Below are 23318 nucleotides of genomic sequence, written 5' to 3'. Positions count from 1 at the left end.
CGGTGGCTATACGGGCCGCTTGGCCGGTGCGCTAGGGGCCGCAGGGATGATCCCGGCGCGCAGCACGCGCAGCACGTTGCCGCCCATCACCTTGGCAATGTCGGCATCGCTGAAGCCGCGATCGATCAACGCTTGCGTGACGGCAGCGATCTGGCTCGAATCGAAGCCAGTGGTCACCGCCCCGTCGAAGTCAGAGCCGAGCCCGACATGGTCGATCCCGACCAGATCGCAGACATGCGCGATCGCGGCAGCGGCGGCTTCGGGCTTGGTCGAGCAGATCGCCGCATCCCAATAGCCGATGCCGACCACGCCGCCGGTTTGCGCGACGCCGCGAATCTCGTCGTCGGTCAGGTTGCGATTGACCTTGCAGGTGGCCTGCACCCCACCGTGGCTCGCGACGACCGGGCGACGCGCCATCGCGAGCACCTCGGCAATGGTGGCGTGGCTCGAATGCGCGATGTCGACAACCATCCCGATCGCCTCCATCCGTCGCACGACCTGGCGACCGAGCGGAGTGAGTCCGCCCTTCGCCTCGCCGTGCATCGAGCCTGCGACATCATTGTCGAAGAAATGCGCGAGCCCAGCCATGCGGAACCCGGCGTTGTAGAAAACGTCGAGGTTGGCGAGCTTGCCCTCCAGATCCTGCAATCCCTCGATCGACAGCATCCCGCCGACGACCTTCTTGCCGCCTGCCCGGTCGGCCAGCAGCCGATCGAGGTCGGCGGCGGTGCGGATCACGCGAAGCTGTCCGTTCGACCCTGCGGCGTAGCGATCGAGCTTCTGCGCGTGCCAGAGCGAGCGCTGAAGCAGTGACCCCCAGGTGCGCGGCGGCTGGAGATCGGCGATGGTCAGCGCGGTAATATTGTCGGTGTCGCCCGAATTGGCGTCGTAATTCTGCCCCTTGGGTGTCTTGGTGACTGAGGAGAAGATTTGCAGCGCGTAATTTCCGGCGAGCAAGCGCGGCAGATCGACTTGGCCGCGGTCGGCACGCTCCAGCAGGCTTCGCTGCCACAGCAAGGTGTCGGCGTGCATGTCGGCGATCTGTAGCCTGGCGTTGAGCGCGTGCGCGCGCGGAGTGATCTTCAGCGGGATGGCGACGACTTGATTCATGCCGCGCTCGACGATGCCGGGGGCGAGCGTGAAGAACAGGATGGCGGCGAGGAGGATGAGGGCGAGGCCGCCCAGCAGGATTTTGCGCATAATTCCTTCGGCCTCCGTCATGCCGGACTTGTTCCGGCATCCACGGTGCCGCAATCCTTATGCGATGTGTGCGGCACGGTGGACCCCGGCACAAGGCCAGGGTGACGGGTTAAGCGCGCTCCAGCGTTACGAAACTATAGCCGGGGCGCGTTGCCTCCGCTGCATGATCCTCGCGTGCCACTTCGCGCCAATCCAAAAATTCGGGAACGACAGCGTCCCCCTCCGGCGCAGCATGAACCTCGGTCAACTCAACGCGGTCCGCCAGCGGTTCGAACAGCGCAAACACCTCGGCCCCGCCGATCACCGCGACATCGCCATCCCCGGCCAGCGCCAGCGCGGCTTCAACCGAATGCGCCACTTCGGCTCCGTCTGCCGACCAACCCGCATCGCGCGTCAGCACGATATGCCGCCGACCCGGCAAGGGTGCAGGAAAGCTCTCGAAGGTCTTGCGCCCCATCACCATCGGCTGGCCCATTGTCAGCGCCTTGAAGCGCTTCAAATCGGCGGGCAAATGCCACGGCAGTTTGCCGTCGCGCCCGATCACGCCATTTTCGGCACGCGCCAGAATCAGCGTGATCACACCGCCACCGCCGCCTTGATATGCGGCTGCGCCTCATATCCGACGATGCGAAAATCCTCATATTCGTAAGCATCGATCGCGCCGGGATTGCGCAGAATCTCCAACCGCGGCAGCGGGCCCGGCGTCCGCGACAATTGCTCGCGCGCCTGGTCGAGATGGTTGGAATAGAGATGGCAATCGCCGCCGGTCCAGATGAACTCGCCGACCTCGAGCCCGCATTGCTGCGCCAGCAGATGCGTCAACAGCGCATAGCTCGCAATGTTGAACGGCACGCCGAGGAAGATGTCGGCGGAGCGCTGGTACAGCTGCAGCGACAATTTGCCGTTCGCGACATAGGTCTGGAACAGGCAGTGGCAGGGGGCGAGCGCCATCGCGTGTAGATCGCCCGGATTCCACGCGCTGACGATCTGACGGCGCGAGGCGGGGTTGGTCTTGATCTGCTCGATCAGCTCGGCAATCTGGTCGATATGGCGGCCATCCGGCGTCTCCCAGTCGCGCCACTGCTTGCCATAGACCGGGCCAAGCTCGCCCGCCGCATCGGCCCATTCGTCCCAGATGCTCACCTTTCGATCGCGCAGCCAGCCGACATTCGTGTCGCCGCGCAGGAACCACAGCAGTTCGATAATGATCGATCGCACGTGCAGTTTCTTGGTGGTGAGCAGCGGAAAGCCCTTGGCCAGGTCGAAGCGCATCTGGTGCCCGAAGACCGACAGCGTGCCGGTGCCGGTGCGGTCCATTTGCGGCGCGCCGTGGTCGAGCGCGCGGCGCATCAAATCGTGATATTCTTGCATCGGGCTGGTGTAGCGCCGCATCGCCCGCGCGCCAACCGCCGCCGTGCAGGGCCGGTTTTGCGCCAAATCGGATGCAGTTCGGCTTTCGCGGTCGCTCGCTCTGCGGGATTCGGATGGGCATGGAGCAATCGCGTCTCCGCCTGCCGCTGGGAGATCTCGCCACGCTCGAAGGCGAGCCGATGCGCGCGACGATCGGCTTATTCGAGCCGATTGCGACGGTGCGCGAGGAAGTCGCGGTGTTCGCCTATCTCGGTCCGCAAGGAAAGCTGCTGGGCGCGCGCCACGTCGGTTCGGGCCTAAGCGACGCCGTACCCATTTCGGTGCGGGAGGTGATGGCCGACGTGTTCGCCTTCGATTGTACGGGCGTCGTGATGGCGCACAATCATCCAAGCGGCGACCCCACCCCGAGCGAGACCGATTACGCTTTCACCCGGCGCTTCGCACATGCGCTGGATGCTATCGGGGTTCGGCTCTACGATCATCTGGTGTTGGCGCGCGAGGGATGCGAGAGCTTCCGCCGCCGTGGCTTGCTTTAGGAAAGACGACAGGCCTTGATCGTGCTCGGATCCGGGCGCGGACCGGTCGAACGGAATGCGGCGAGATAGCCCCCCGCCGACGGCATGTTGTAACGCGCCACTTCGACATAGCCGACCGCGGCGAATTCGCAGCGCAGCAAGGCAGGCGGCGTGCCGTGGTTCTGCGTCGGGCGATCGGCATCGACAACGATCACCAGCCCGTCGGGCTTCAGCGACGGGCGCATCCGCCACAGGAATTCATAAGGCTGCGCGATCTCATGATACATGTGCACCATCAGCACGCGATCGAAACTGTTGGCGGGCAAGCGCGGATCGGCCGGCGCGCCGAGTCGGACGCTGACATTTTCCAGATGTTCGCGCGTGACGCGCAAAGCGAGCGTATCGCGCACCTCTGCAACGATGTCCTCTGCCAGCACGCGGCCTTCCTTGCCGACACGGCTCGCCAGCCGGATCGTGTAATAGCCTTCGCCCGCGCCGATATCCGCGACGGTCATGCCGGGTTTGATCCCGGCCTTGTCCATCACTTCGCTCGCTTCGTTGACGCGGTCACGCGCCTCTTCGGTCGACCAGCGCGACGAGATGATCCTGGCGACCGGGCGGTCGGCTGCGGGGAAGGGGCCGGCCTTTTGCGTCGCCTCTGGCACGCGCGGCTGTCCACCATCGCACGCGGCGAGCAGAACGACGGCGAGAAGGGCTAGCCCCGCCTTGCTCACTCGACGTCCTCGACCTCGACCGTCTCGCCAGTGACGCGCTGCGACAGCGCCGCCGCCATGAAGGCATCGAGATCGCCATCAAGCACGTCCGACGGGCTCGACGAGGTGACGCCGGTGCGCAGGTCCTTCACCATCTGATAAGGCTGGAGCACATAGGAGCGAATCTGGTGACCCCAGCCGATATCGGTCTTGGTCGCATTTTCGGCGTTGGCGGCGGCTTCGCGGATCGACAGTTCGCGTTCGTATAGCCGTGCGCGGAGCTGGTTATAGGCTTCGGCCTTGTTTTTGTGCTGGCTGCGCTGGTTCTGGCACTGGACGACGATGCCGGTCGGGATGTGCGTGATGCGCACCGCCGAATTGGTCGTGTTGATGTGCTGCCCACCCGCGCCGCTCGCGCGGTACGTGTCGATGCGCAGGTCGCTTTCGTTATACTCGACCTCGATATTGTCGTCGACGACCGGATAGACCCACACGCTGGCGAACGATGTGTGGCGGCGTGCGGCGCTGTCATACGGGCTGATGCGCACCAGGCGGTGCACCCCGCTTTCGGTCTTGGCATAGCCGTAAGCGTTCTCGCCCTTCAGCAGCAGCGTCGCCGATTTGATCCCGGCCTGCTCGCCCGAATGCTGGTCGATCAGCTCGACCTTCAGCCCGTGACGTTCGCCCCAGCGCTGGTACATGCGGTTGAGCATCCCGGCCCAGTCCTGGCTCTCGGTCCCACCGGCGCCTGCGTTGATTTCGATATAGGTGTCGTTGCCGTCGGCCTCCCCGGCGAGCAGCGCCTTGATCTTGTCGCCCTCCGCCCGGCGCGCGAGATCGGCGAGGGCGGCGATGCCCTCGGCCTCCATCTCGGTATCGCCCTCCGCCTCGGCCATTTCGACCAGCTCGGCGGTGTCGTCGAGTTCGCTCTGGATCGCGCGTGTCGCGGTGATCGCTTCGTCCAGCCGCCGCCGTTCGCGCATCACCGCCTGTGCTGCCTTGGGGTCGTTCCACAACGCCTGATCCTCGACCCGCGCGTTGAGTTCGTCCAGCCGACGCAGCGCGCGGTCCCAGTCGAGGAACCGGCGGAGCAGAGCGAGCGCGTCCTTGATCGAATCGATATGAGCCTGCGCTTCGGCGCGCATGGGAAAACCTTCCGGATAATTCTGTGCCTGGTCGGCGATCCCGCCGATCAAACGATATAGGGTGCCTCGCTACGGATGCCGCCGCGACTTGGCAAGAAATCCGTCAGCGCGCCCGGGCAACGCGCAGCGCGGCCAACACCCGGCGGACGCACCTGGCGACAAGATTGTCCATCACCGTCTTAGGCTGCGGTTCGGCGGGGGTCGGGGTGGGTCCGAGGCTTTCAGCAGGCGCTGCCGGATCGCCGACCGCGATCTTCACGCCGATTTCGGAAATATCTACTGCCATCAGTAAATTCCTCCCTCGCGTTGCAGGAAATCGCTGTCGCGGCGCGTTTCTCTCTGCTGCTGCGCTTCCTGCGCCGCCTTTGCCTTGGCTGCCGCCGCTGCGGCTGCCGCTGCGGGATCCGGCAGAATCATGTCGCGGCGCACCGCGCGGCGTGGCTCGCTCTCGGGCTTGAACGCTTCCCAGATGACCGAAGCCTTCGGATCGTCGCTTGGCCAGGCACCGAATACCGGCTTGCCAGTGATCCGATCGATCCGGACCATGCGGATACCGGCTGGCGCGCGGAACGGAATCTTGTCCAGCCCCTCATACGCCTTCAGCGCGAACGTCTTGAAGATCGGCGCGGCGATCGTCCCGCCCTGGGCATAGCCGCCCAGCGAATGTGGCGTGTCATACCCGATATACAGGCCGCCGATCATCTGTGGGGTCCCGCCGATGAACCACACGTCGGTCGGCCCGGTATTGGTACCGGTCTTGCCGAAGATCGGACGATCGAGATCGCGCAGCACGGTCGCGGTGCCGCGCTGGATCACGCCCTCGGCGATATGCACCATCTGATACGCGCTCATCGCATCGACGATCTGCTTGCCGCCCGAGACGGGGCGCGGCATCGGCTTGCCGTTCCAGTCGGGCGCGTTGCAGCGATCGCACGCGCGCCAATTGTCCGGGAACACGACCTTGCCGTGCCGGTCCTGCACGAAATCGATCAGAGTCGACGGGTGCGAGCGGCCCTGATTGGCCAGGATCGCATAGGCATTGACCATGCGCGACACGGTCGTCTCGCCGGCGCCGAGCGCGAAGGACAGATAAGGCGGATATTTGCCGATGCCGATTCGGTCCATCAGCGACACGACGCGCGGCATTCCGGTGGTGGCGGCGGCGCGGACGGTCATCAGGTTGCGCGATTGCTCGACGCCCCAGCGCATCGTGTGCGAACCGGAGCCGCCGACATTGCCGAAGTTGCGGAAGCACTTCTGCCCCAGCCGGGCGCCCTGGAACACGCAGAACGGACCGTCGACGATCAGCGAAGCGGGCGTCATCCCGCCCTCCAGCGCTGCGGCGTAGACGATCGGCTTGATCGTCGAGCCCGGCTGGCGCAGCGCCTGGGTCGCGCGGTTGAACGCCTGGATGCGGAAATCGAACCCGCCCTGCATTGCCAGCACGCGGCCAGTCTGCGGCTCCTCCACCACGAAGGCACCGGAAATCTTCGGAACCGAGCGCAGCACGAACGATCCGCCCTCGGGCGCGACCGCGATAACGTCGCCCGGCTTGAGCGCGGCGAACGCGGTGCCACCGACGCCGCGCACCGGCATCTGCGCGCCCCAGCGCGGAAGCGTACCCGTGCTGCCGTCGGCAAAGCCGAGATTGGCCCCGCCCTCATCGCGCGCGATCACGATCGCGGCGCGCCAATCGGCATAGTCCAAGCCGATATTGGTGTTGAGCAAGGCGCTCTGCCACGCCAGCCCGTCGAAATCCGCATGGCCGAGCGGCCCGGACCAGCCCCGCCCGCTGTCGAAGCGCAGCAACCCTTCGCGCAACGCGGCCTGCGCATAGTCCTGGATCTTGCTGTCGAGCGAGGTGCGCACCCACAGCCCGCCCGAATAGACGCTGTACGGCCCGGCGCGTTGATCCTCGCCGAACTTGTCGAGCAGTTGCCGGCGCACTTCCTCGACGAAATAGCCGGTCCCGGCGGTCTCGGTCTTGGGTGTCTGCCGCGGCACGGTGCCGAGCGGCTCGGCATTGGCGGCATCGTGCTGCGGCTGGGTGATGAACCCGTTCTTCAGCATCTCTCGCAGCACATAGGCGCGGCGATCGAGCGCGCGCTGGGTGTGGCGGACGGGATCGTAATTCGACGGCCCCTTCGGCAGAATCGCCAGATAGGCCATTTGCGCCAGATCGAGCTGGTTCAGATCCTTGCCGAAATAGGCATAGCTCGCCGCCGCGACGCCGAACGCGTTGCGGCCCAGCGCGATTTGGTTGAGGTAAAGCTCCAGGATTTGCTGCTTGGTCAGCGTATCCTCGATCCGGTAGGCGAGGATCGCTTCCTTGACCTTGCGGGTGTAGCTGACTTCATTGCCGATCAGCAGGTTCTTCGCGACCTGCTGCGTGATGGTCGAGGCACCGGCGGCGCGGCGCTTGGTCGTCAGATTGGTGAAGGCGGCGTTAGCGATGCCGAGATAATCGACGCCGTGATGCTCGAAAAAGGTCTTGTCCTCCGCCGCCAGGAACGCGCGCACCAGCAGCGGCGGATATTCGTCATAGCTGAGCTCCACGCGACGTTCGCGCGCGTAGCTGTGGATCGGCGTGCCATCGATGCCGCGCACATTGGTCGGCAGCGGCGGCTCATAGGTACGCAGCGTGTCGACCGAAGGCAGGCCCGCCGCAAACACGAACCAGAAAACCGCAGCGCCGATCGCCGCCAACAGCGCGAGCACGGCCAACGCCTTCACCCACCACCGCCCCCATGCGCGGGCGACCATGCCGGGAAAGCCGTCGATTTCGCGACGGATGCGGAATTTCACACTGCTGTCGTCGGTTGCCGCCATAAGGTTGGAGGCTCTAGCAAGTTTCACGGCACTTGCCAGCCGCGGATTGGCGGGGGCGTGGGGTCGGTCTGTCGTCTTGCGACGATTCCCTGCGGGTTATGACGCGACGGATGGGCAGCCACGGAGGGCAAGCCAACGACGCCACTTTTCGGCGCAATTGTCTAACGGCCGAATGGTGGGGAGCGGACCGCCCCCCTCATCGTCACCCCGGCCTTGTGCCGGGGTCCACCGCGCCGCAATCAACTCGCCAGCGGTGGCAATCCGAACGCGACCGCTAGGTCATTCCACGCCGGATTCTCACGCTCGATGAGGTTACGTCATACCCGCTCGCCAGGATGTAGACGCAAGGGGCGCACTCGATCGTCATGCCGGCCAGACTGCCGCCCGGTGGACCCCGGCACAAGGCCGGGGTGACCCGAGAACGGATTTTCGAGCAATGACGGCTAACGGGCGAAAACAGCCAGCCATCACCCCCTATCGCGACGCCATCCGCCGTGCGAAATGGACTTCGACCGCGCGTTCGATGCTTTGCGCGATGCGGCGGCGGCCTTCGGGGCTGTCGATGAAATCGGCGTCGCGCGGATTGGAGATGTAGCCGGTTTCGAACAGGATCGAGGGCATGTCGGGCGCCTTCAGCACCATCAGCGAGGCCATGCGGTGGAAATTCGGCTTGAGCGGGATGAGCGGCTGCGCCTCGCGGCCGAGCAGGCGGGCGAAGCTGGCCGAATTGTTCATCGTCTCGCGCTGCGTAAGGTCGATCAGAATGGAGGAAATGTCGGCCGAAGTTGCGCCGAGGTTCACGCCTGCGATGATGTCGGCCTTGTTCTCGCGCGCGGCGAGCTTGGCTGATTCCTTGTCTGACGCGACTTCGGAAAGCGTGTAGACCGACGCACCCGATGCATTGCCCGACCCAACACTGTCGCAATGAATCGAGATGAACAGGTCGGCGCGCAGCTTCCGCGCGATGCCATAGCGTTCCTGCAACACCAGGAAGCGATCGTCGTCACGCGTCAAAGCCACACGCACGCGGCCCGATTTGACCAGCTCGTCACGGATCGCCTTGGCGATCTTGAGCGTGACATCCTTCTCGCGCCGCCCGTCGAGCGGCGAGATCGCACCCGGGTCGACGCCGCCATGCCCGGCATCGATCACCACCAGCGGCCGGCTGTCATCATCGCCATAGATGCGCGGCAGCCGTGCATCGCGCGGGGCGGGCGGGATCGGCACCGATACGGCATAGCGATCGGTCGTCACCGTCTCGCCCAAATTGAACGGGGGGAGGAAGCGCAGGCGACGTTCACCAGCGGCGCGCGCGAAGGTTGCATCGTCGACGGTCTGCAGCGCCAAGGTCAGCTCGCGCCCGTCGCGGCCGAACACGCCTTCTGTAATCAGCGCCGGCCGCGCCAGATCGAACACGACGCGCGCGCCATTGGCACCGTGCGGAGCCTGTCGCACCTGTGCCACCGCCCCGCCGGTCTCGACGTCGCCGCCGGGCCGCGCGCCATCGATGTCGAGCGCGATTCGGCGCGGGGCGGCGAGCACGAAGCTCGAGGCGTCTGCCACTGCGGAATCGAAACGGATGACGATGCGATCATGCTTGATGTCGATCCGCTCGACCGAGGCCGCCCAGCCGGGGGCACCCGCGAACCAGCAGGCCAGCAAAGCGAAAACGACGGACACGCCCCTGTAATGCCGCCGGGTGGGCGGGGCGGTAAAGCGAAAAGGTGGATGCGCTTTGGCGGACGGCGTTCTCATCCTTTCGGACTAATTATCCTTCCCCCAAGGTCGTGTTGCGGGGTTCAGTTAATTTGCCGGTAGGCATGGTTTTGCCGGTGGGCGGCAAAAACGTGCCGGTTGCTGCATCCCCAATGGGGTGCTACGTACGCGAAGGTGACCATTCACCGCCTTGTTTCGGCGACGTTTCGGTCTCTCTCGGCCGCCCCAGAGTTTCTCGGGCGCGGCGTATCCAGGTTGACGTTCGCATGATGCATGTATCCCGCCCTTCGCTCCGACCGGTTTCGACCGGCGGGTGCGCGAGCGTGGCGGTCACCCATTGCCGGAAGGCTGGGCGTGCAGAGCGAGCAGAGGCAATTTTTCTGAAACCCCGCGCATCCGGATCCGGCGACTTTTTCGCCGCAGCGGACGCGCCCATCAATCGCGCGTGGCCGGCGTCTTCACGCCCAGCGCTTGCAGGCCCTGCGCCGCGCGACCGGAGAACAGTACATGACAATGCGTATGCTGATCGACGCACGGCACCGGGAGGAAACCCGGGTCGCGGTCGTCAAAGGGAACCGAATCGAAGAGTTTGATTTCGAATCTGCCGAGCGGAAACAGCTCAAGGGGAATATCTATCTCGCCAAGGTAACGCGGGTCGAACCGTCGCTCCAGGCGGCGTTCATCGATTACGGCGGCAATCGCCACGGGTTCCTGGCGTTCAGCGAAATCCACCCCGATTATTACCAGATTCCGAAGGAAGACCGCGACGCGCTGCTGCGCGAAGAGGCAGAACATGCCGCCGAGGAAGCCGCCCTCCGCGCCCAGCAGGATGCCGAAGACGAACTGCACGGCGACGATTCCGACGATGACGGGTTCGAAGGCGATTCGGACGGCGACGATGCGACGGTCGAGCAGGACGAGGATGCCGAGTCCGATACCGAAGTGGTGTCGGAAGGCGAAAGCCGTGGCGGACGTGGTCGCAACCGCCGCAAGCGCAGCGCATCCGACGATGCCGCCGACGATCTGCGCGAACGCCGCGTCAATCTGCGCCACCGCTACAAGATCCAGGACGTCATCCGTCGCCGTCAGGTGCTGCTCGTCCAGGTCGTGAAGGAAGAGCGCGGCAACAAGGGTGCGGCGCTGACCACCTATCTGTCGCTCGCCGGCCGCTATTGCGTGCTGATGCCCAACACGTCGCATGGCGGCGGGATCAGCCGCAAGATTTCGAACGCGGGCGACCGCAAGCGTTTGAAGTCGATCATGGCCGACATGAAGCTGCCGCCGTCGATGGGTTGCATCGTGCGCACCGCCGGGCTGCAGCGTACACGCGTCGAGATCAAGCGTGACTTCGATTATCTCGCGCGGCTGTGGGACGGAATTCGCGAGACGACGCTGTCGTCCTCCGCGCCTGCGCTGGTCTATGCCGATAGCGACCTGATGAAGCGCGCGATCCGCGATATCTATAACAAGGATATCGACGAGGTGATCGTCGAAGGCGAAGACGGCTATCGCCACGCCAAGGAGTTCATGAAGCTCCTGATGCCGAGCCATGCGCGCAAGGTGAAGCATTACAGCGATCCGGTGCCGCTGTTTCAGCGCGCCGGGGTCGAGGAACAATTGTCCGCGATGTACCACCCGCTGGTGCAGTTGAAGTCGGGCGGTTACCTCGTCATCAACCCGACCGAAGCCCTGGTGTCGATCGACATCAACTCCGGCCGTTCGACCCGCGAACATTCGATCGAGCAGACCGCGACCGCGACCAACCTCGAGGCCGCCGCCGAAATCGCGCGGCAGTTGCGCCTGCGCGACATGGCCGGGCTGATCGTGATCGACTTCATCGACATGGATAACGCCTCGAACAACCGCAAAGTCGAGAAGGCGATGAAGGAGGCGCTGAAGAACGATCGCGCGCGCATCCAGATCGGCCGCATTTCGTCGTTCGGGCTGATGGAAATGAGCCGCCAGCGGTTGCGCACCGGCGTGCTCGAAGCCTCGACCCGGCCGTGCCCGCATTGCGAAGGCTCGGGCTTCGTCCGTACGGCATCGTCTTCGGGCCTGTCGGCGCTGCGTTTGCTCGAGGACGAAGCGGCACAGGGTCGCGGATCGCAGCTCCTGCTGCGCGCGAGCCAGGAAGCAGCCTTCTATCTGCTCAACCGCAAGCGTGCGGAACTGGCCGAGATCGAGGAACGCTACGGCGTGATGATCGAAGTCGCGCCCGACGGTGAGCAGGAAGGGGCGCGCATGTCGGTCGAAGTCGGCGGTCCGCCACCGGCCTATCGTCCACGCTTCGAGGCTCCGATCCAGGAGATCGAGGAAGAGTTCGTCGAAGAGGAAATCGAAGACGAGATCGAGGAAGAGGAAGTCGAGCAGCCGCGCGAAGCCCGCGAGCCGCGCGGCGACCGGCCCGAGCGTTCGGGTGACGAAGAAGGCGGTTCGCGCCGTCGTCGCCGCCGTCGCGGTCGGCGTGGCCGCGCACGGCCCGAGGGTGAGAGCGTCGAGGGCGAGCAGACCCTTGCCGATGGCGAGGAGCAGGACGCGGCCGCGCAGGACGGCGCGGAAGCACCCGTCGCCAGCGACGAGGGTGAAGGCAGCGAGGGCGGCGGTCGTCGCCGTCGCGGTCGCCGTGGTCGTCGCGGTGGTCGTCGCAGCGACGCTGAGCAGGCGAACGAGCAGGTTGCTGACGAAGCAGCCGACGCGCCGATCGACGAGACCGTCGCTGTCGTAAGCGAAGCGCCAGTCGCGGTTGCGGTCGAAGCCGAAGCAGAGCCCGAGGCGGACGCACCCAAAAAGGGTCGCCGTCGTCCGCGTGCGCGTGATGCCGAGCCCAAGGCTGCCAAGAAGGCCGCTCCGGTCGTCGAAGCGGTGGCAGAGCCGGAAGTGGAGACTGAGACGAAACCCAAGCGTAGCCGTCGCAAGGCAAAATCCGCCGATGTCGAGGCACCGGTTACGGCCGAAGCCGAAACGAGCAGCGTGACGGTGGGCGTGCCGGTGTCGGAAGAACCCGCCCCGAAGCCGAAGCGCAGCCGCAAGCCCAAGGCGGCGAAAGCGGAAGCGGCGGCTGAACCCGAAACGGCGGCACCGGCGATCCCGCTCGTCGCCGAGCCTGCTCCCGAAGTGGTGGAGGCGCCCGCACCGACCCCGGCGATCGATCCCGATCCGGGCGAAGCCGGTTCCCCACGTCGCGGCTGGTGGCAGCGCACCTTCGGGGCCTGATCACGAACATCCCCTCCCACCCCGCGGTGGGAGGGGATTTTTCGTTGGGCTTCACCCACCGTTCAGCCGCGTCGCGGCACCGCACGCACGATTGCTCCTGTGGGAAAATTCGGCGATATGTCGGCGATGAAGCGCCTTTTCGCGGGACTCGCGGCCTCTCTCCTCCTGTGGGTGCAACCCGCCGCCGCGCAGTCGATCCTGCGCGATGCAGAAACCGAGGCGATGTTCAACGACATGTCGCGGCCGCTCATACTGGCCGCCGGACTGTCACCGGCGAACGTGAAGATCGTCCTGATCAACGACGATTCGATCAACGCCTTCACTGCCGGCGGGCAGACGGTCTATGTCCATTCGGGACTGATCCAGGCGGCGGACAATGCCAATGAAGTGCAGGGCGTGATCGCGCACGAACTCGGCCACGTCGCCGACGGGCACGTCATCCTGATGGACGCAGGCGCGAAGCCCGCGCTCGGCATTCAGATTCTCAGCATGGTGCTGGGCGTCGCGGCGATCGCGGCCGGTTCGCCCGAGGCCGGGGCGGGCATCCTGTCGGCGGGCACCACCGCGGCACAGGGCAAGTTCCTTGCCTTCAGCCGCGTGCAGGAATCGACCGCGGACGCGACCGGGGTCAAATTCCTCCGCGAATCCGGGATCAGCGGCAAGGGGATGCTGACCTTCTTCAAGAAGCTGCAGAGCCAGGAATATGCCTACGGCCTGAAGAACATCGATCCCTTTGCGCAGAGCCACCCCTTGTCGGGCGAGCGCATCGTGACGCTCGCCGCCGACGTGATGGCGGCCCCGTCCTACAACGCCAAGCCGGACGCCGCGCTGGAGGAACGCTTCAAGCGCGTGAAGGCCAAGCTGCTCGGCTATGTCGCCGATCCCAAGACCACGCTCAACGTCTATCCCGAGGAAGATCAGAGCATCTACGCGCATTACGCGCGCGCCTATGCCTATCACAAATCGGGCTATCCCGAGAAAGCCGATGCGGAGTCCGCGGCACTGCTGAAGGCCGCGCCGCACGACCCCTATTTCCTCGAAATCCAGGGCCAGATTCTGCTGGAGGCGGGCAAGCCGCGTCAGGCGCTTGCGCCGCTGCGCGAGGCGACCGAATTGTCGCGCAGTTCGCCACTGATCGCCACCACCTTCGGCCACGCGCTGATCGCGACCGAGGACAAGGCGAATTATCCCGAGGCGATCAAGGTCCTGCGACAGGCTGTCGCGCGCGACGACGACAATCCCTTCGCCTGGTTCCAGCTCGGCACGGTCTATGAGGCGACCGGCGACCAGGCGCGCGCGTTGCTTGCCTCGGCCGAACAATCGAGCCTGACCGGCGATCTGCGCAACGCCGCCTACCGCGCGCGGGGCGCGATGCAGGGCCTGCCGCCCAACAGCATCGACTGGATCCGCGCGCAGGACATTGCGATGGCGGCGCAAAGCGCGATGGACGACGACCCCAAGACCTATAAGAAGCGCCGATGAACCGTCTGATCCTTGCGGGTGTGGCTGTGTTGGGCGTGATCCTGGGGGCGGTCGGGCTGCTGTCGGTCCAGGCCTTCGCCCCGCCGCGCGTCGATGTGGCAGACCGCGCGCGGATCGAAAGTGTCGTGCGCGATTACATTCTCGCTCACCCCGAAATCCTGCCCGAGGCGATGCAGAAATTGCAGGACCGCGAAACCGCCGACCGCGGCAATCGCGCCGCGATGGTCGCCGCGCAGAACCGTCAGGCGATCGAAACGCCGTTCGCCGGGGCTTGGGCCGGCAATCCCAATGGCGATGTCACTTTGGTCGAATATTTCGATTATAATTGCGGCTATTGCCGTGCCAGCCTGCCTGCGATCGCCGCGCTGCTGAAAAGCGATCCCAAGATCCGCATCGTCTACCGCGATTTCCCGATCCTCGCGCAATCGAGTGTGGATGCCGCCAAGATGAGCCTTGCCGCCGCCGAGCAGGGCAAGTTCCAGGCGTTCCATGACGCGCTCTACGCCGGTGGCCCGGTGACCGCGCAAAGCATCGCGACCGCGGCGCAGCGCGCCGGCCTCGACATGGCCCGCGCCGCGGCTTTCGCCCCACGCGCGCAGGAGGAGATCGCCGCGAACGAGGCGATGGCGCAGAAACTGGGGCTCACCGGCACGCCGAGTTGGGTGATCGGGCGCAAGGTCGTGTCCTCCGCCCTGCCGCTGGAGGAACTGCAAAAGGCGATCGCGGCGGCGCGGGGAGGCAAATAGTCCGTCGCCGGTTGTTGCGGCGAGATTGCGACCCCATCTCCCCAGCAGAAACGGGGATTTCATGAACACCATTCTTTCGGTCGCGGGCGTGTCGAAGACGTATGCCTCGGGCCACCGCGCGCTGCAGCCGGTCGATCTCGATATTCGCCGCGGTGAAATCTTCGCGCTGCTCGGGCCGAATGGCGCGGGCAAGACCACGCTGATCAGCATCATCTGCGGCATCGTGACGCCCTCCACCGGCAGCATCACCGTGCTCGGCCACGATGCGCTCACCGATTTCAAAAGCGCGCGCCGCGTCATCGGGCTGGTGCCGCAGGAACTGTCGGTCGACATGTTCGAAACCGTGCTCGCCACGGTCAAGTTCAGCCGCCGCCTGTTCGGCCGATCGGCGCATGACGCGCATCTCGAACAGGTGCTGCGCGACCTGTCGCTGTGGGACAAGCGCAACGCAAAGATCATGGAACTGTCGGGCGGCATGAAGCGCCGCGTGCTGATCGCCAAGGCGCTCAGCCATGAACCCGACATCCTGTTCCTCGACGAACCGACCGCGGGCGTGGACGTCGCGCTCCGCCGCGACATGTGGAAGCTCGTCCACCGCCTGCGCGCCAATGGCACGACGATCATCCTGACGACCCATTATATCGAGGAGGCCGAGGAAATGGCCGACCGCGTCGGCGTGATCGACAAGGGCCGCCTGATCCTGGTCGAGGAAAAGGCCGCGCTGATGAAGAAGCTCGGCAAGCGCCAGATGCGCATCACCTTGACCGATCCGCTGCCAGCGATCCCGCGCGAACTCGCCGATTGGGACGTGAAGCTGGCGGACGGCCAGTTGATTTACAGCTTCAACGCCGAAGACGAACATATTCCCGAATTGCTGGCCAGACTGGGCGGGCTAGGCATCAGCTATCGCGATCTCGAAACGTCGAAATCGAGTTTGGAGGACATTTTCGTCGGCTTGGTCGAGCAGGAGCAAGCGGCATGAGCAGCGCATCTACCAGAGCCCCCGCGATCAACACCCACGGTATCTGGGCGATCTACCGCTTCGAAATGGCGCGCGCTTTGCGCACCTTGTGGCAGAGCCTCGTCACCCCGGTCATTACCACATCGCTCTATTTCGTCGTGTTCGGCGGCGCGCTAGGTTCGCAGATCAAGCAGGTCGATGGCGTGCCGTACGGCGCGTTCATCGTACCGGGGCTGATGATGCTGTCGCTGCTGACGCAGAGTATCTCCAACGCCTCGATCGGCATCTACTTCCCGAAATTCACCGGCACGATGTTCGAACTGCTTTCCGCGCCCGTTTCGGCGATGGAGCTGGTTGTCGGCTATGTCGGCGCGGCGGCGACCAAGTCGATCATCCTTGGCCTCATCATCCTTGGCACAGCGTCGCTGTTCGTGCCGCTGCACATCGTCCATCCGCTCGCGATGGTCGCGTTTCTATTGCTGACCAGCGTGACGTTCAGCCTGTTCGGCTTCATCATCGGCGTGTGGGCGAAGAGCTTCGAGCAGCTGAACTTCGTCCCCGCACTGCTGATCACGCCGCTGACCTTTCTCGGCGGCTCGTTCTACCCGATCAGCGTCCTGCCCGAGCCGTGGCACACGATCAGCCTGTTCAATCCGGTTGTCTACCTGATCAGCGGTTTCCGCTGGGCGTTCTTCGGGCGCGGCGATGTGGCGGTGGGACTGAGCCTCGGCGTGACCGCGCTGTTTCTGGTCGCGTGCCTCGGCGTGATTTCGTGGATTTTCAAAAGCGGGTGGCGGTTGAAGAATTGAGAGGCGAAGCGGACGTTCCGCATGCGCCGCTGCGCGGTCGCTGGAATGACCCGCCCGCCAAATCACCGCTTGCAAACCTCCAGCGAATCGAGACACTCGCGTAACGATTCCAGCCGACCGCGGGGGTGACTATGACCGACCAACCGCGCCGCACGGGCGCTCAGAAAATCGAAATTGAATCGGCAAAGCGTCCGTGGCGTACCCCTCTCGTCGTCGAAGGACAGGCCGACGACACCAATAAACCTCCGTTCAGTGGCGAATTTTATGGCTTTATTACGCCAATGGGACCGTCCTGAGCGGTCGTCGCCGCCGTTGGTCTGGCTCCGTTATAAGGGTGTTTGGAACCGAACTGACCGGGCCTACCCAATCCCGACCCCGCTTCTGTCCTACAGAAGCGGCCTGTGCCATGCTCGGCACGCTCTTTCAGACTGTCGATACCTTCTCCGCCAATCGCGCCCGGTACAAGTGCGCCGATGGTGTGACTCGTGTGACTTTAACAGTCGCGGGATGCGGCGCGCAAAACGCGATTTACGCCTAACAGCCTAACCTTCCGCGCTACCGCATGACCGGCAGCACCAGTTTCGACCCAGTGCACACCTTCTGCGTCGCCTTTACGAAATCCCCCGGCTTGGCCCGGCCGATATTGGGCACGAAGGTCTGTGGGTTGCGGTCGATGACCGGGAACCAGCTCGACTGGATTTGCACCATGATGCGGTGCCCCTTCTGAAAGACATGGTCGTGGTCGCGCAAGGGCACGTCCCAGGTCGTCACCTTGCCCGGCACCAGCGCCTGCGGTTTGGTGTCGCTCGCCAGGAACCGCCCGCGGCGCACCTCCATCGCGATCGGCCATTGATAGCCGTTCAGCTGATGCGGATAGGCGCCGAGCGGCGCGCGCTGGTCGAACTGGACTTGCGTGTCAGGCAGCACGTCGATCAGTTTGACGATGAAGTCGCTGTCGGTCCCGCTGGTCGAGGCCTGCAACTCCGCCGCGAGCGCGCCCGTCACCGTCAGATCGGCCGTCAGCGGCGCCGAGGTATAGCTCAGCACGTCGGGCCGATGATCGACGAAGCGCTGATCGGCAGATTCCCACCAGCGCCATTCCGGGCGCGGATAGGTCGGCGAGATCGGACGTTCGCGGAAGGGGACCGGATTGGCCGGGTCCGACACATAATCGCGGCACGGCTCACCCACCGGCGGCGCATCGAAGCTGAGACTCCCATCGGCGCGCAGGTACAGGCTCTTGGCCGTCGTGCCCTTGGGCGGCCAGTTCGCGTAACTCTTCCACACGTTCGATCCCGATTGCAGGATGCGCGCGCGGTAATCGGGCTTGGCGCCTTTCCCGTGCAGCCAGTAGCGGAAGAACGGCGTCTGGATCTGCTCGCGGAATTCCACCCCCGTATCGCGGCCGAGCGGGATGTTGCCCAGCATGTCCATCTTGCCCTGCCACGTGCCATGCGCCCACGGCCCCGCGACCATCGTGCTCAGGTGATCGGGGTCATTCTGCTGCTGCTTGGCGTAGATCTGCCAGGAGCCCCACGGGTCTTCCTGATCCCACATCCCTGCGACATTGAGCGTCGGAACGGTCGTCTTGCCGAGCGCCTTCTGCCAATTCTGATCGGTGTAGAAGCTGTCGTGGTTGGGATGGTCGAGCAGCGCCGTCGCCATCGGGATCTTGCCCTTGAAATACTCTTTGTCGAGACCCTCCAGCGTGCCGATCTTGAGCAGCGATTCGTAGGTATCGACGCTGTCGTACGGGAAATCCTCGAGCAATTCCTTGGTCTGCTGCAGCGAATAGACCCAGTCGGCGACGTAGCTCAGCCGCAGCGCGCCGCCCCGGTGGAGATCGTCATTCTGCCAATAATCGATCCACGCCGCCTGCGGGCTGACCGCCTTCAGCGCGGGATGCGGGTTCACCAGCGCGACGGCGGCGGCGAAGCCGGGGTAGGACACGCCCCACATGCCGACCTTGCCATTGTTGTCCGGCAGGTTCTTCACTAGCCAGTCGATGCTGTCATAGGCGTCGGTCGCCTCGTCCACCGCCTTGGGGTCGTTGGGGTGGACCGCAGTCGAGAGGGTGAACGTCCCGTCCGATCCGAAGCGTCCGCGCATCGACTGGAACACGAAGATATAGCCGTCCTCGGCCAGGCTCTTCCAGCTTCCCGGCACGCTTGGCGGAGCGCTGTCGGGGATGCCGTAAGGGGTGCGCTGGAACAGGATCGGCAGAGGCCCGACCGGCCCGCGCGGACGGATGATCACCGTCTCCATTTTCGCGCCGTCGCGCATTGGCACCATCACCTTTTCGAAGGTGAAGGGCGATTGCGCGGTTGGGGCAGGGGGCGGGGTTTGCGGGCGGGCGGCGGTCAGGGAAAGCGGGAGAAGGGCGGTGCTCGCCGCGAGCAGGATCAAGACTTTGCGCATCCGCCATTCCCCAACTGTCACCCCGGCCCTGTGCCAGGGTCCACCGTGCCGCGCATCGCGGATGTCGATTGTGCGGCACGGTGGATGCCGGAACAAGTCCGGCATGACGGATTTTGCGGGAGGGTCGCGGTCCGGTTACCCGATCCGATGCTCGCCCTTCACCCAGCGCACCGTGCCCGAGGAGGCGCGCATCACGACGCTCTCGGTCGTCATCACCTTGCCCTTGCGCTTCACGCCGCCGAGCAACGAGCCGTCGGTGACGCCGGTCGCCGCGAAGATGCAGTCGCCGCGCGCCAGTTCGGTCAGGTCATATTGCTTGTCGAGATCAGTCACGCCCCATTTCGCGGCGCGCGCGCGTTCGTCATCGTTGCGGAAGAGCAAGCGGCCTTTGAATTGTCCGCCAACGCAGCGCAACGCGGCGCAGGCGAGCACGCCCTCCGGCGCGCCGCCCTGGCCCATATAAATGTCGATCGTGGTCTCCGGGTTGGTCGTCGCGATCACGCCCGCCACGTCGCCGTCACCGATCAGCATGATCCCGCAGCCAAGCGCGCGCAGTTCCGCGATGATCTTGCTGTGGCGAGGCCGGTCGAGCACGCAGGCAATGATTTCCGCCGGCTTCACGCCCTTGGCGGCGGCAAGTGCGGTGACGTTCTCGGTCGGCGATTTGTCGAGATCGATGATGCCCTCGGGGTAGCCGGGGCCGACCGCAATCTTGTCCATATAGACGTCGGGCGCGTTGAGCAGCCCGCCCTCCTCGGCGATCGCCAGCACGGCGAGCGCGTTCGGCCCGGCGGTGGCGCAGATCGTGGTGCCTTCGAGCGGATCGAGCGCGATGTCGATCTTCGGCCCCTTGCCGATCGCCGAGCCGACCTTTTCGCCGATGTAGAGCATCGGGGCCTCGTCGCGCTCTCCCTCGCCGATCACGACCGTGCCGTCCATGTAGAGCGAGTTGAGCGCGGTGCGCATCGCGTCCACCGCCGCCGCGTCCGCTGCCTTCTCATCGCCGCGCCCGGTCAGTGTCGAGGCGGCGATCGCCGCGGCCTCGGTCACGCGGACCATTTCGAGCACGAGGACACGGTCAAGCGTTTGCGAACGGGTGGTGGTCATGGGCAATCCTCTATTGTTTGCTGGCGCGTTAGGCGGACCGTGTGACGCTGTCGAGACCATCGATTTCCCCTCCCTCAAGCGGCCGGGGAGGCCAGATCAATCCCGCAGCAAGTCGTTGATGCCGGTCTTGCTCCGCGTCTGCGCATCGACGGTCTTCACGATCACCGCACAATAGAGCGCCGGCGTGCCTTCGCCGCCGCCGATCGACCCCGGCACCACCACCGCATAGGGCGGTACGACGCCGCGATGCACTTCGCCGGTCGCGCGGTCGATGATCTTGGTGCTCGCGCCGAGATACACCCCCATAGACAGCACTGCGCCCTCGCCGACGCGCACGCCCTCAGCCACTTCGGCGCGCGCGCCGATGAAGGCGCCGTCGCCGATGATCACCGGATCGGCCTGCAGCGGTTCGAGCACGCCGCCGATCCCGGCGCCGCCCGAGATGTGCACGTTTGCGCCGATCTGCGCGCAGCTGCCGACCGTCGCCCAGGCATCGATCATTGAATTTTCGCCGACATAGCCGCCGATATTGACGAAGCTCGGCATCAGCACCGCGCCCTTGGCGATGAACGCCCCGCGCCGCACGATGCTGCCGGGCACGCTGCGGAATCCGGCGTCACGGTAGCGCTGCTCGCCCCATCCCTCGAACTTCGATGGCACCTTGTCGAACCAGTTGGTGCCGCCGGGGCCGGGGATCACCATATTGTCGTTGAGGCGGAAGCTCAGCAGCACCGCTTTCTTCAGCCACTGGTTGACGCGCCAGCCGCCCGCGCCGTCCGGCTCGGCGACGCGCGCGGTGCCCGCATCGAGCATGTCGAGCGCGGCATCGACCGCGTCGCGCACTGCGCCGGTCGTCGTGAAGCCCAGATCGGCACGTGCTTCCCAAGCCGCGTCGATCGTCGTCTGCAAATCGCTCATACTCACCCCCAGATTTCGTGCAGCCACGCGGTCAGATCATGCGTGACGAAGTCGACATAGCTGCGGTCGGCGTCGGCACTTTGTTCGGATCCATTGTCGACCCACACCGTCGTCATGCCGATCGCCTTGGCCGGAGCCAGATTGCGCGCCATGTCCTCGACGAACAGCGATTGCGCCGGATCGAGATCGAACGCCGCGCACAACCCCGCATACGCAGACGCCTGCGGCTTTGGGCGCAGGTCCATTGCGTGAATGTCGTGCACCGCCTCGAAGCTCTCGCCGAGGCCCAGGCGATCGAGCACGCGGCTGGCATAAGGCGTATCGGCATTGGTGAAGACAATCTTGCGCCCCGGCAGCTTGGCGATTGCGGCGGCAAGCGGGGCGTTGTGCTCGAGCACGTCCATTTCGACGTCGTGGACATATTCGAGAAAGGCGTGCGGATCGACATCATGCTCGGCCATCAACCCGGCGAGCGTGGTGCCGTGATCGTAAAAGTAGCCCTTCTGGATGCGCCGCGCCTCGACCAGATCGACGTCGAACTTCTCGGCGATATAGGCGCCCATCTTGACGTCGATCTGGTCGAACAACCGGGCGCTCGCCGGGTAGAGCGTATTGTCGAGATCGAAGATCCAGTTCCGGATCGGGGCAAGACGCGCGAGCATAGGCGCGGGCCTTACGCCGGGCATCGGATCGGGGCAAGAACTGTCCGGGATGTTGTGCGGCGTCATGCCGGTACGGTTGCTGTCGATATTTGAGTAGCAAAACGCCACTGGAATGCCCACATTCGGGTCATGACACGCTATTCCCTGCTCGATCTCGTCCCCGTCGTTGAAGGCGGCACCGTGGCCCAGGCGCTCGCCAATGCGGCCGACCTTGCGCGCCACGCCGAAAGCCTGGGCTTCTCGCGCTATTGGACCGCCGAGCATCACGGCATGGCGGGCATCGCCAGTGCCGCCACATCGGTGGTGATCGGCCATGTCGCCGCCGCGACCTCGACCATCCGCGTCGGTGCGGGCGGCATCATGCTGCCGAACCATGCGCCGCTCGCCATCGCCGAGCAGTTCGGCACGCTCGACGCGCTGTTTCCGGGGCGGATCGATCTCGGTCTCGGGCGTGCGCCGGGATCTGACCAGATCGTCGCGCGCGCAATGCGGCGCAATCTCGACAGCGACGCCAATGCCTTCCCACAGGATGTACTGGAGCTGCAGAGCTATTTCGCCGACGACGGCCAGACCGGCATCCGCGCGACGCCGGGGGCTGGCGCGGACGTGGCGTTGTGGATCCTGGGGTCGAGCACGTTCGGCGCGCAATTGGCGGCGATGCTTGGACTGCCTTATGCCTTTGCCTCGCACTTCGCGCCCGATGCGCTGATGACCGCGATCGACATATATCGGCGCACCTTCCGTCCGTCGGCGGCGCTTGCGCGGCCGCACGTGATGGCCGGATTCAACGTCTTCGCGGCCGACAGCGATGCCGAGGCGGAATTGCTTGCCAGTTCACAGCAGCAGGCGTTCGTTGCGTTGCGCACCGGCAACCCGCGCCAATTGCCGCCGCCGGTGGCCGGATATCGCGAAAGCCTGGGTCCGCAGGGAGCAGCGATCCTCGACCATGTATTGTCATGCTCGGCGGTAGGCGGCCCGGCCAAGGTGGCGCGGGAAATCGCCGCCTTCGTCGCGCGGACCGGGGTGGACGAGTTGATGATCGCCAGTTCGATCTACGATCACGATGCGCGCAAGCACAGCTTGACGCTGACCGCCGATGCACTGCGGGATCGTGCCGTGGCGGCCTAGCTCGTTCGCCAAATCCTTCCAAAATGGGGAGGGGCAGTGTGGACGTGGCCGTCACGTTGATGCAATAGACGGCACCGTTTTGGTGCGGCAGCATCCGATCGGACCGATAAGAGGTGAGGGTGGGGCGTGCCGCTTCGGGTTTTTGGAATGCTGTGCGCGGTCATCGGGCACCGACGCGATGCGCAATCGCGGCGCAGTGAAAATGGCAGCGTCTTCGCGACCTGCAAGCGGTGCGGCACGGTTCTCTATCGCGAGCCGGTGCGCGGCAAATGGCGCGCGGCGACGGAGACCGATCGGCAACCACGCGGCTTCTCCTTGACCGAGGAGCGCGAGCCCGTGGTGCGGGAGAAGATCAAGACGCGCTCCCGCCGACGCTAACGACAGG

21 protein-coding genes are annotated in these 23318 nt (G+C 65.1%); 9 read left to right on the top strand and 12 right to left on the bottom strand.

Translation table 11 applies throughout. The features are described 5' to 3' along the window. Positions 1 to 6: 6 nt before the first annotated feature. From AB5I39_RS04865 to AB5I39_RS04855, 3 genes are all read right to left on the bottom strand, one after another. Positions 7 to 1200 (bottom strand): dipeptidase, encoded by a 1194-nt coding sequence (locus AB5I39_RS04865; protein ID WP_404374014.1) that lies wholly within the window; start codon positions 1198 to 1200, stop codon positions 7 to 9. A gap of 109 nt (positions 1201 to 1309) precedes the next feature. After that, a complete protein-coding gene (locus tag AB5I39_RS04860; RefSeq protein ID WP_404371882.1) occupies positions 1310 to 1780 on the bottom strand; it encodes a dihydrofolate reductase in 471 nt (156 codons plus the stop codon). Next, positions 1777 to 2571, bottom strand: a complete 795-nt coding sequence (locus AB5I39_RS04855; RefSeq protein WP_404371880.1) for a thymidylate synthase — start codon at positions 2569 to 2571, stop codon at positions 1777 to 1779. Before AB5I39_RS04855 ends, AB5I39_RS04860 begins: the two co-directional genes overlap by 4 nt. 119 nt (positions 2572 to 2690) lie before the next feature. Between AB5I39_RS04855 and AB5I39_RS04850 the strand changes: the two genes are divergently transcribed. Then, complete coding sequence (locus tag AB5I39_RS04850) at positions 2691 to 3107, top strand: JAB domain-containing protein (protein WP_404371878.1); 417 nt, start codon at positions 2691 to 2693, stop codon at positions 3105 to 3107. Here the strand turns inward: AB5I39_RS04850 and AB5I39_RS04845 are convergent. From AB5I39_RS04845 to AB5I39_RS04825, 5 genes are all read right to left on the bottom strand, one after another. Then, complete coding sequence (locus tag AB5I39_RS04845) at positions 3104 to 3820, bottom strand: class I SAM-dependent methyltransferase (RefSeq protein WP_404371876.1); 717 nt, start codon at positions 3818 to 3820, stop codon at positions 3104 to 3106. The two genes, AB5I39_RS04850 and AB5I39_RS04845, sit on opposite strands and share 4 nt — an antisense overlap. Beyond that, a complete protein-coding gene (gene prfB, locus AB5I39_RS04840; RefSeq protein WP_404371873.1) occupies positions 3817 to 4944 on the bottom strand; it encodes a peptide chain release factor 2 in 1128 nt (375 codons plus the stop codon). Before prfB ends, AB5I39_RS04845 begins: the two co-directional genes overlap by 4 nt. A 103-nt stretch (positions 4945 to 5047) precedes the next feature. Continuing rightward, positions 5048 to 5230, bottom strand: coding sequence for a DUF5908 family protein (locus tag AB5I39_RS04835; protein WP_404371870.1), 183 nt, complete (start codon positions 5228 to 5230; stop codon positions 5048 to 5050). Then, on the bottom strand, positions 5230 to 7773 hold the full coding sequence (locus tag AB5I39_RS04830) for a penicillin-binding protein 1A (RefSeq protein ID WP_404371868.1): 2544 nt from the start codon (positions 7771 to 7773) through the stop codon (positions 5230 to 5232). Before AB5I39_RS04830 ends, AB5I39_RS04835 begins: the two co-directional genes overlap by 1 nt. A gap of 474 nt (positions 7774 to 8247) precedes the next feature. Then, positions 8248 to 9453 (bottom strand): N-acetylmuramoyl-L-alanine amidase, encoded by a 1206-nt coding sequence (locus AB5I39_RS04825; RefSeq protein WP_404371865.1) that lies wholly within the window; start codon positions 9451 to 9453, stop codon positions 8248 to 8250. A gap of 543 nt (positions 9454 to 9996) precedes the next feature. Between AB5I39_RS04825 and AB5I39_RS04820 the strand changes: the two genes are divergently transcribed. From AB5I39_RS04820 to AB5I39_RS04795, 6 genes are all read left to right on the top strand, one after another. Further along, the gene (locus AB5I39_RS04820) at positions 9997 to 12702 is read left to right on the top strand and encodes a ribonuclease E/G (protein ID WP_404371864.1); all 2706 of its coding nucleotides are present in this window, start codon (positions 9997 to 9999) and stop codon (positions 12700 to 12702) included. A gap of 126 nt (positions 12703 to 12828) precedes the next feature. Further along, positions 12829 to 14184: a M48 family metalloprotease gene (locus AB5I39_RS04815; RefSeq protein WP_404371861.1), complete on the top strand. Its 1356-nt coding sequence runs from the start codon at positions 12829 to 12831 to the stop codon at positions 14182 to 14184. Further along, positions 14181 to 14930, top strand: a complete 750-nt coding sequence (locus AB5I39_RS04810; RefSeq protein ID WP_404371858.1) for a DsbA family protein — start codon at positions 14181 to 14183, stop codon at positions 14928 to 14930. Before AB5I39_RS04815 ends, AB5I39_RS04810 begins: the two co-directional genes overlap by 4 nt. Before the next feature lie 61 nt (positions 14931 to 14991). After that, complete coding sequence (locus AB5I39_RS04805; protein ID WP_404371855.1) at positions 14992 to 15912, top strand: ABC transporter ATP-binding protein; 921 nt, start codon at positions 14992 to 14994, stop codon at positions 15910 to 15912. Beyond that, positions 15909 to 16700 carry an ABC transporter permease gene (locus AB5I39_RS04800; protein ID WP_404371853.1) on the top strand — a complete coding sequence of 264 codons (792 nt, stop codon included), beginning with the start codon at positions 15909 to 15911 and terminating at the stop codon, positions 16698 to 16700. The genes AB5I39_RS04805 and AB5I39_RS04800 overlap by 4 nt, the downstream gene beginning before the upstream one ends. A 131-nt stretch (positions 16701 to 16831) precedes the next feature. Then, on the top strand, positions 16832 to 16996 hold the full coding sequence (locus tag AB5I39_RS04795) for a hypothetical protein (protein ID WP_404371851.1): 165 nt from the start codon (positions 16832 to 16834) through the stop codon (positions 16994 to 16996). Between the two features lie 259 nt (positions 16997 to 17255). Here the strand turns inward: AB5I39_RS04795 and AB5I39_RS04790 are convergent, their stop codons facing one another. From AB5I39_RS04790 to AB5I39_RS04775, 4 genes are all read right to left on the bottom strand, one after another. Continuing rightward, a complete protein-coding gene (locus tag AB5I39_RS04790; protein ID WP_404371848.1) occupies positions 17256 to 19118 on the bottom strand; it encodes a CocE/NonD family hydrolase in 1863 nt (620 codons plus the stop codon). A 135-nt stretch (positions 19119 to 19253) separates the two neighbouring features. Further along, entirely contained in the window at positions 19254 to 20225 is a 972-nt protein-coding gene (gene glpX, locus AB5I39_RS04785) for a class II fructose-bisphosphatase (protein ID WP_404371846.1), read from the bottom strand. Positions 20226 to 20321: 96 nt separating this feature from the next. After that, on the bottom strand, positions 20322 to 21143 hold the full coding sequence (gene dapD, locus AB5I39_RS04780) for a 2,3,4,5-tetrahydropyridine-2,6-dicarboxylate N-succinyltransferase (RefSeq protein WP_404371844.1): 822 nt from the start codon (positions 21141 to 21143) through the stop codon (positions 20322 to 20324). A gap of 2 nt (positions 21144 to 21145) precedes the next feature. Continuing rightward, positions 21146 to 21805 (bottom strand): pyrimidine 5'-nucleotidase, encoded by a 660-nt coding sequence (locus tag AB5I39_RS04775; protein WP_404371842.1) that lies wholly within the window; start codon positions 21803 to 21805, stop codon positions 21146 to 21148. Positions 21806 to 21934: 129 nt separating this feature from the next. On the opposite strand from AB5I39_RS04775, the gene AB5I39_RS04770 reads away from it, so the two are divergent. Further along, the gene (locus tag AB5I39_RS04770; RefSeq protein ID WP_404371839.1) at positions 21935 to 22933 is read left to right on the top strand and encodes an LLM class flavin-dependent oxidoreductase; all 999 of its coding nucleotides are present in this window, start codon (positions 21935 to 21937) and stop codon (positions 22931 to 22933) included. A 147-nt stretch (positions 22934 to 23080) separates the two neighbouring features. Beyond that, positions 23081 to 23311: a hypothetical protein gene (locus AB5I39_RS04765; protein WP_404371836.1), complete on the top strand. Its 231-nt coding sequence runs from the start codon at positions 23081 to 23083 to the stop codon at positions 23309 to 23311. Positions 23312 to 23318: the final 7 nt, after the last annotated feature.

Origin of the sequence: Sphingomonas sp. MMS24-J45 (assembly GCF_044881195.1) — a bacterium.
Lineage (GTDB): Bacteria > Pseudomonadota > Alphaproteobacteria > Sphingomonadales > Sphingomonadaceae > Sphingomonas.
Note: the sequence above shows the minus strand (reverse complement) of the source record. Positions and strands in the feature narration are given on the sequence as shown.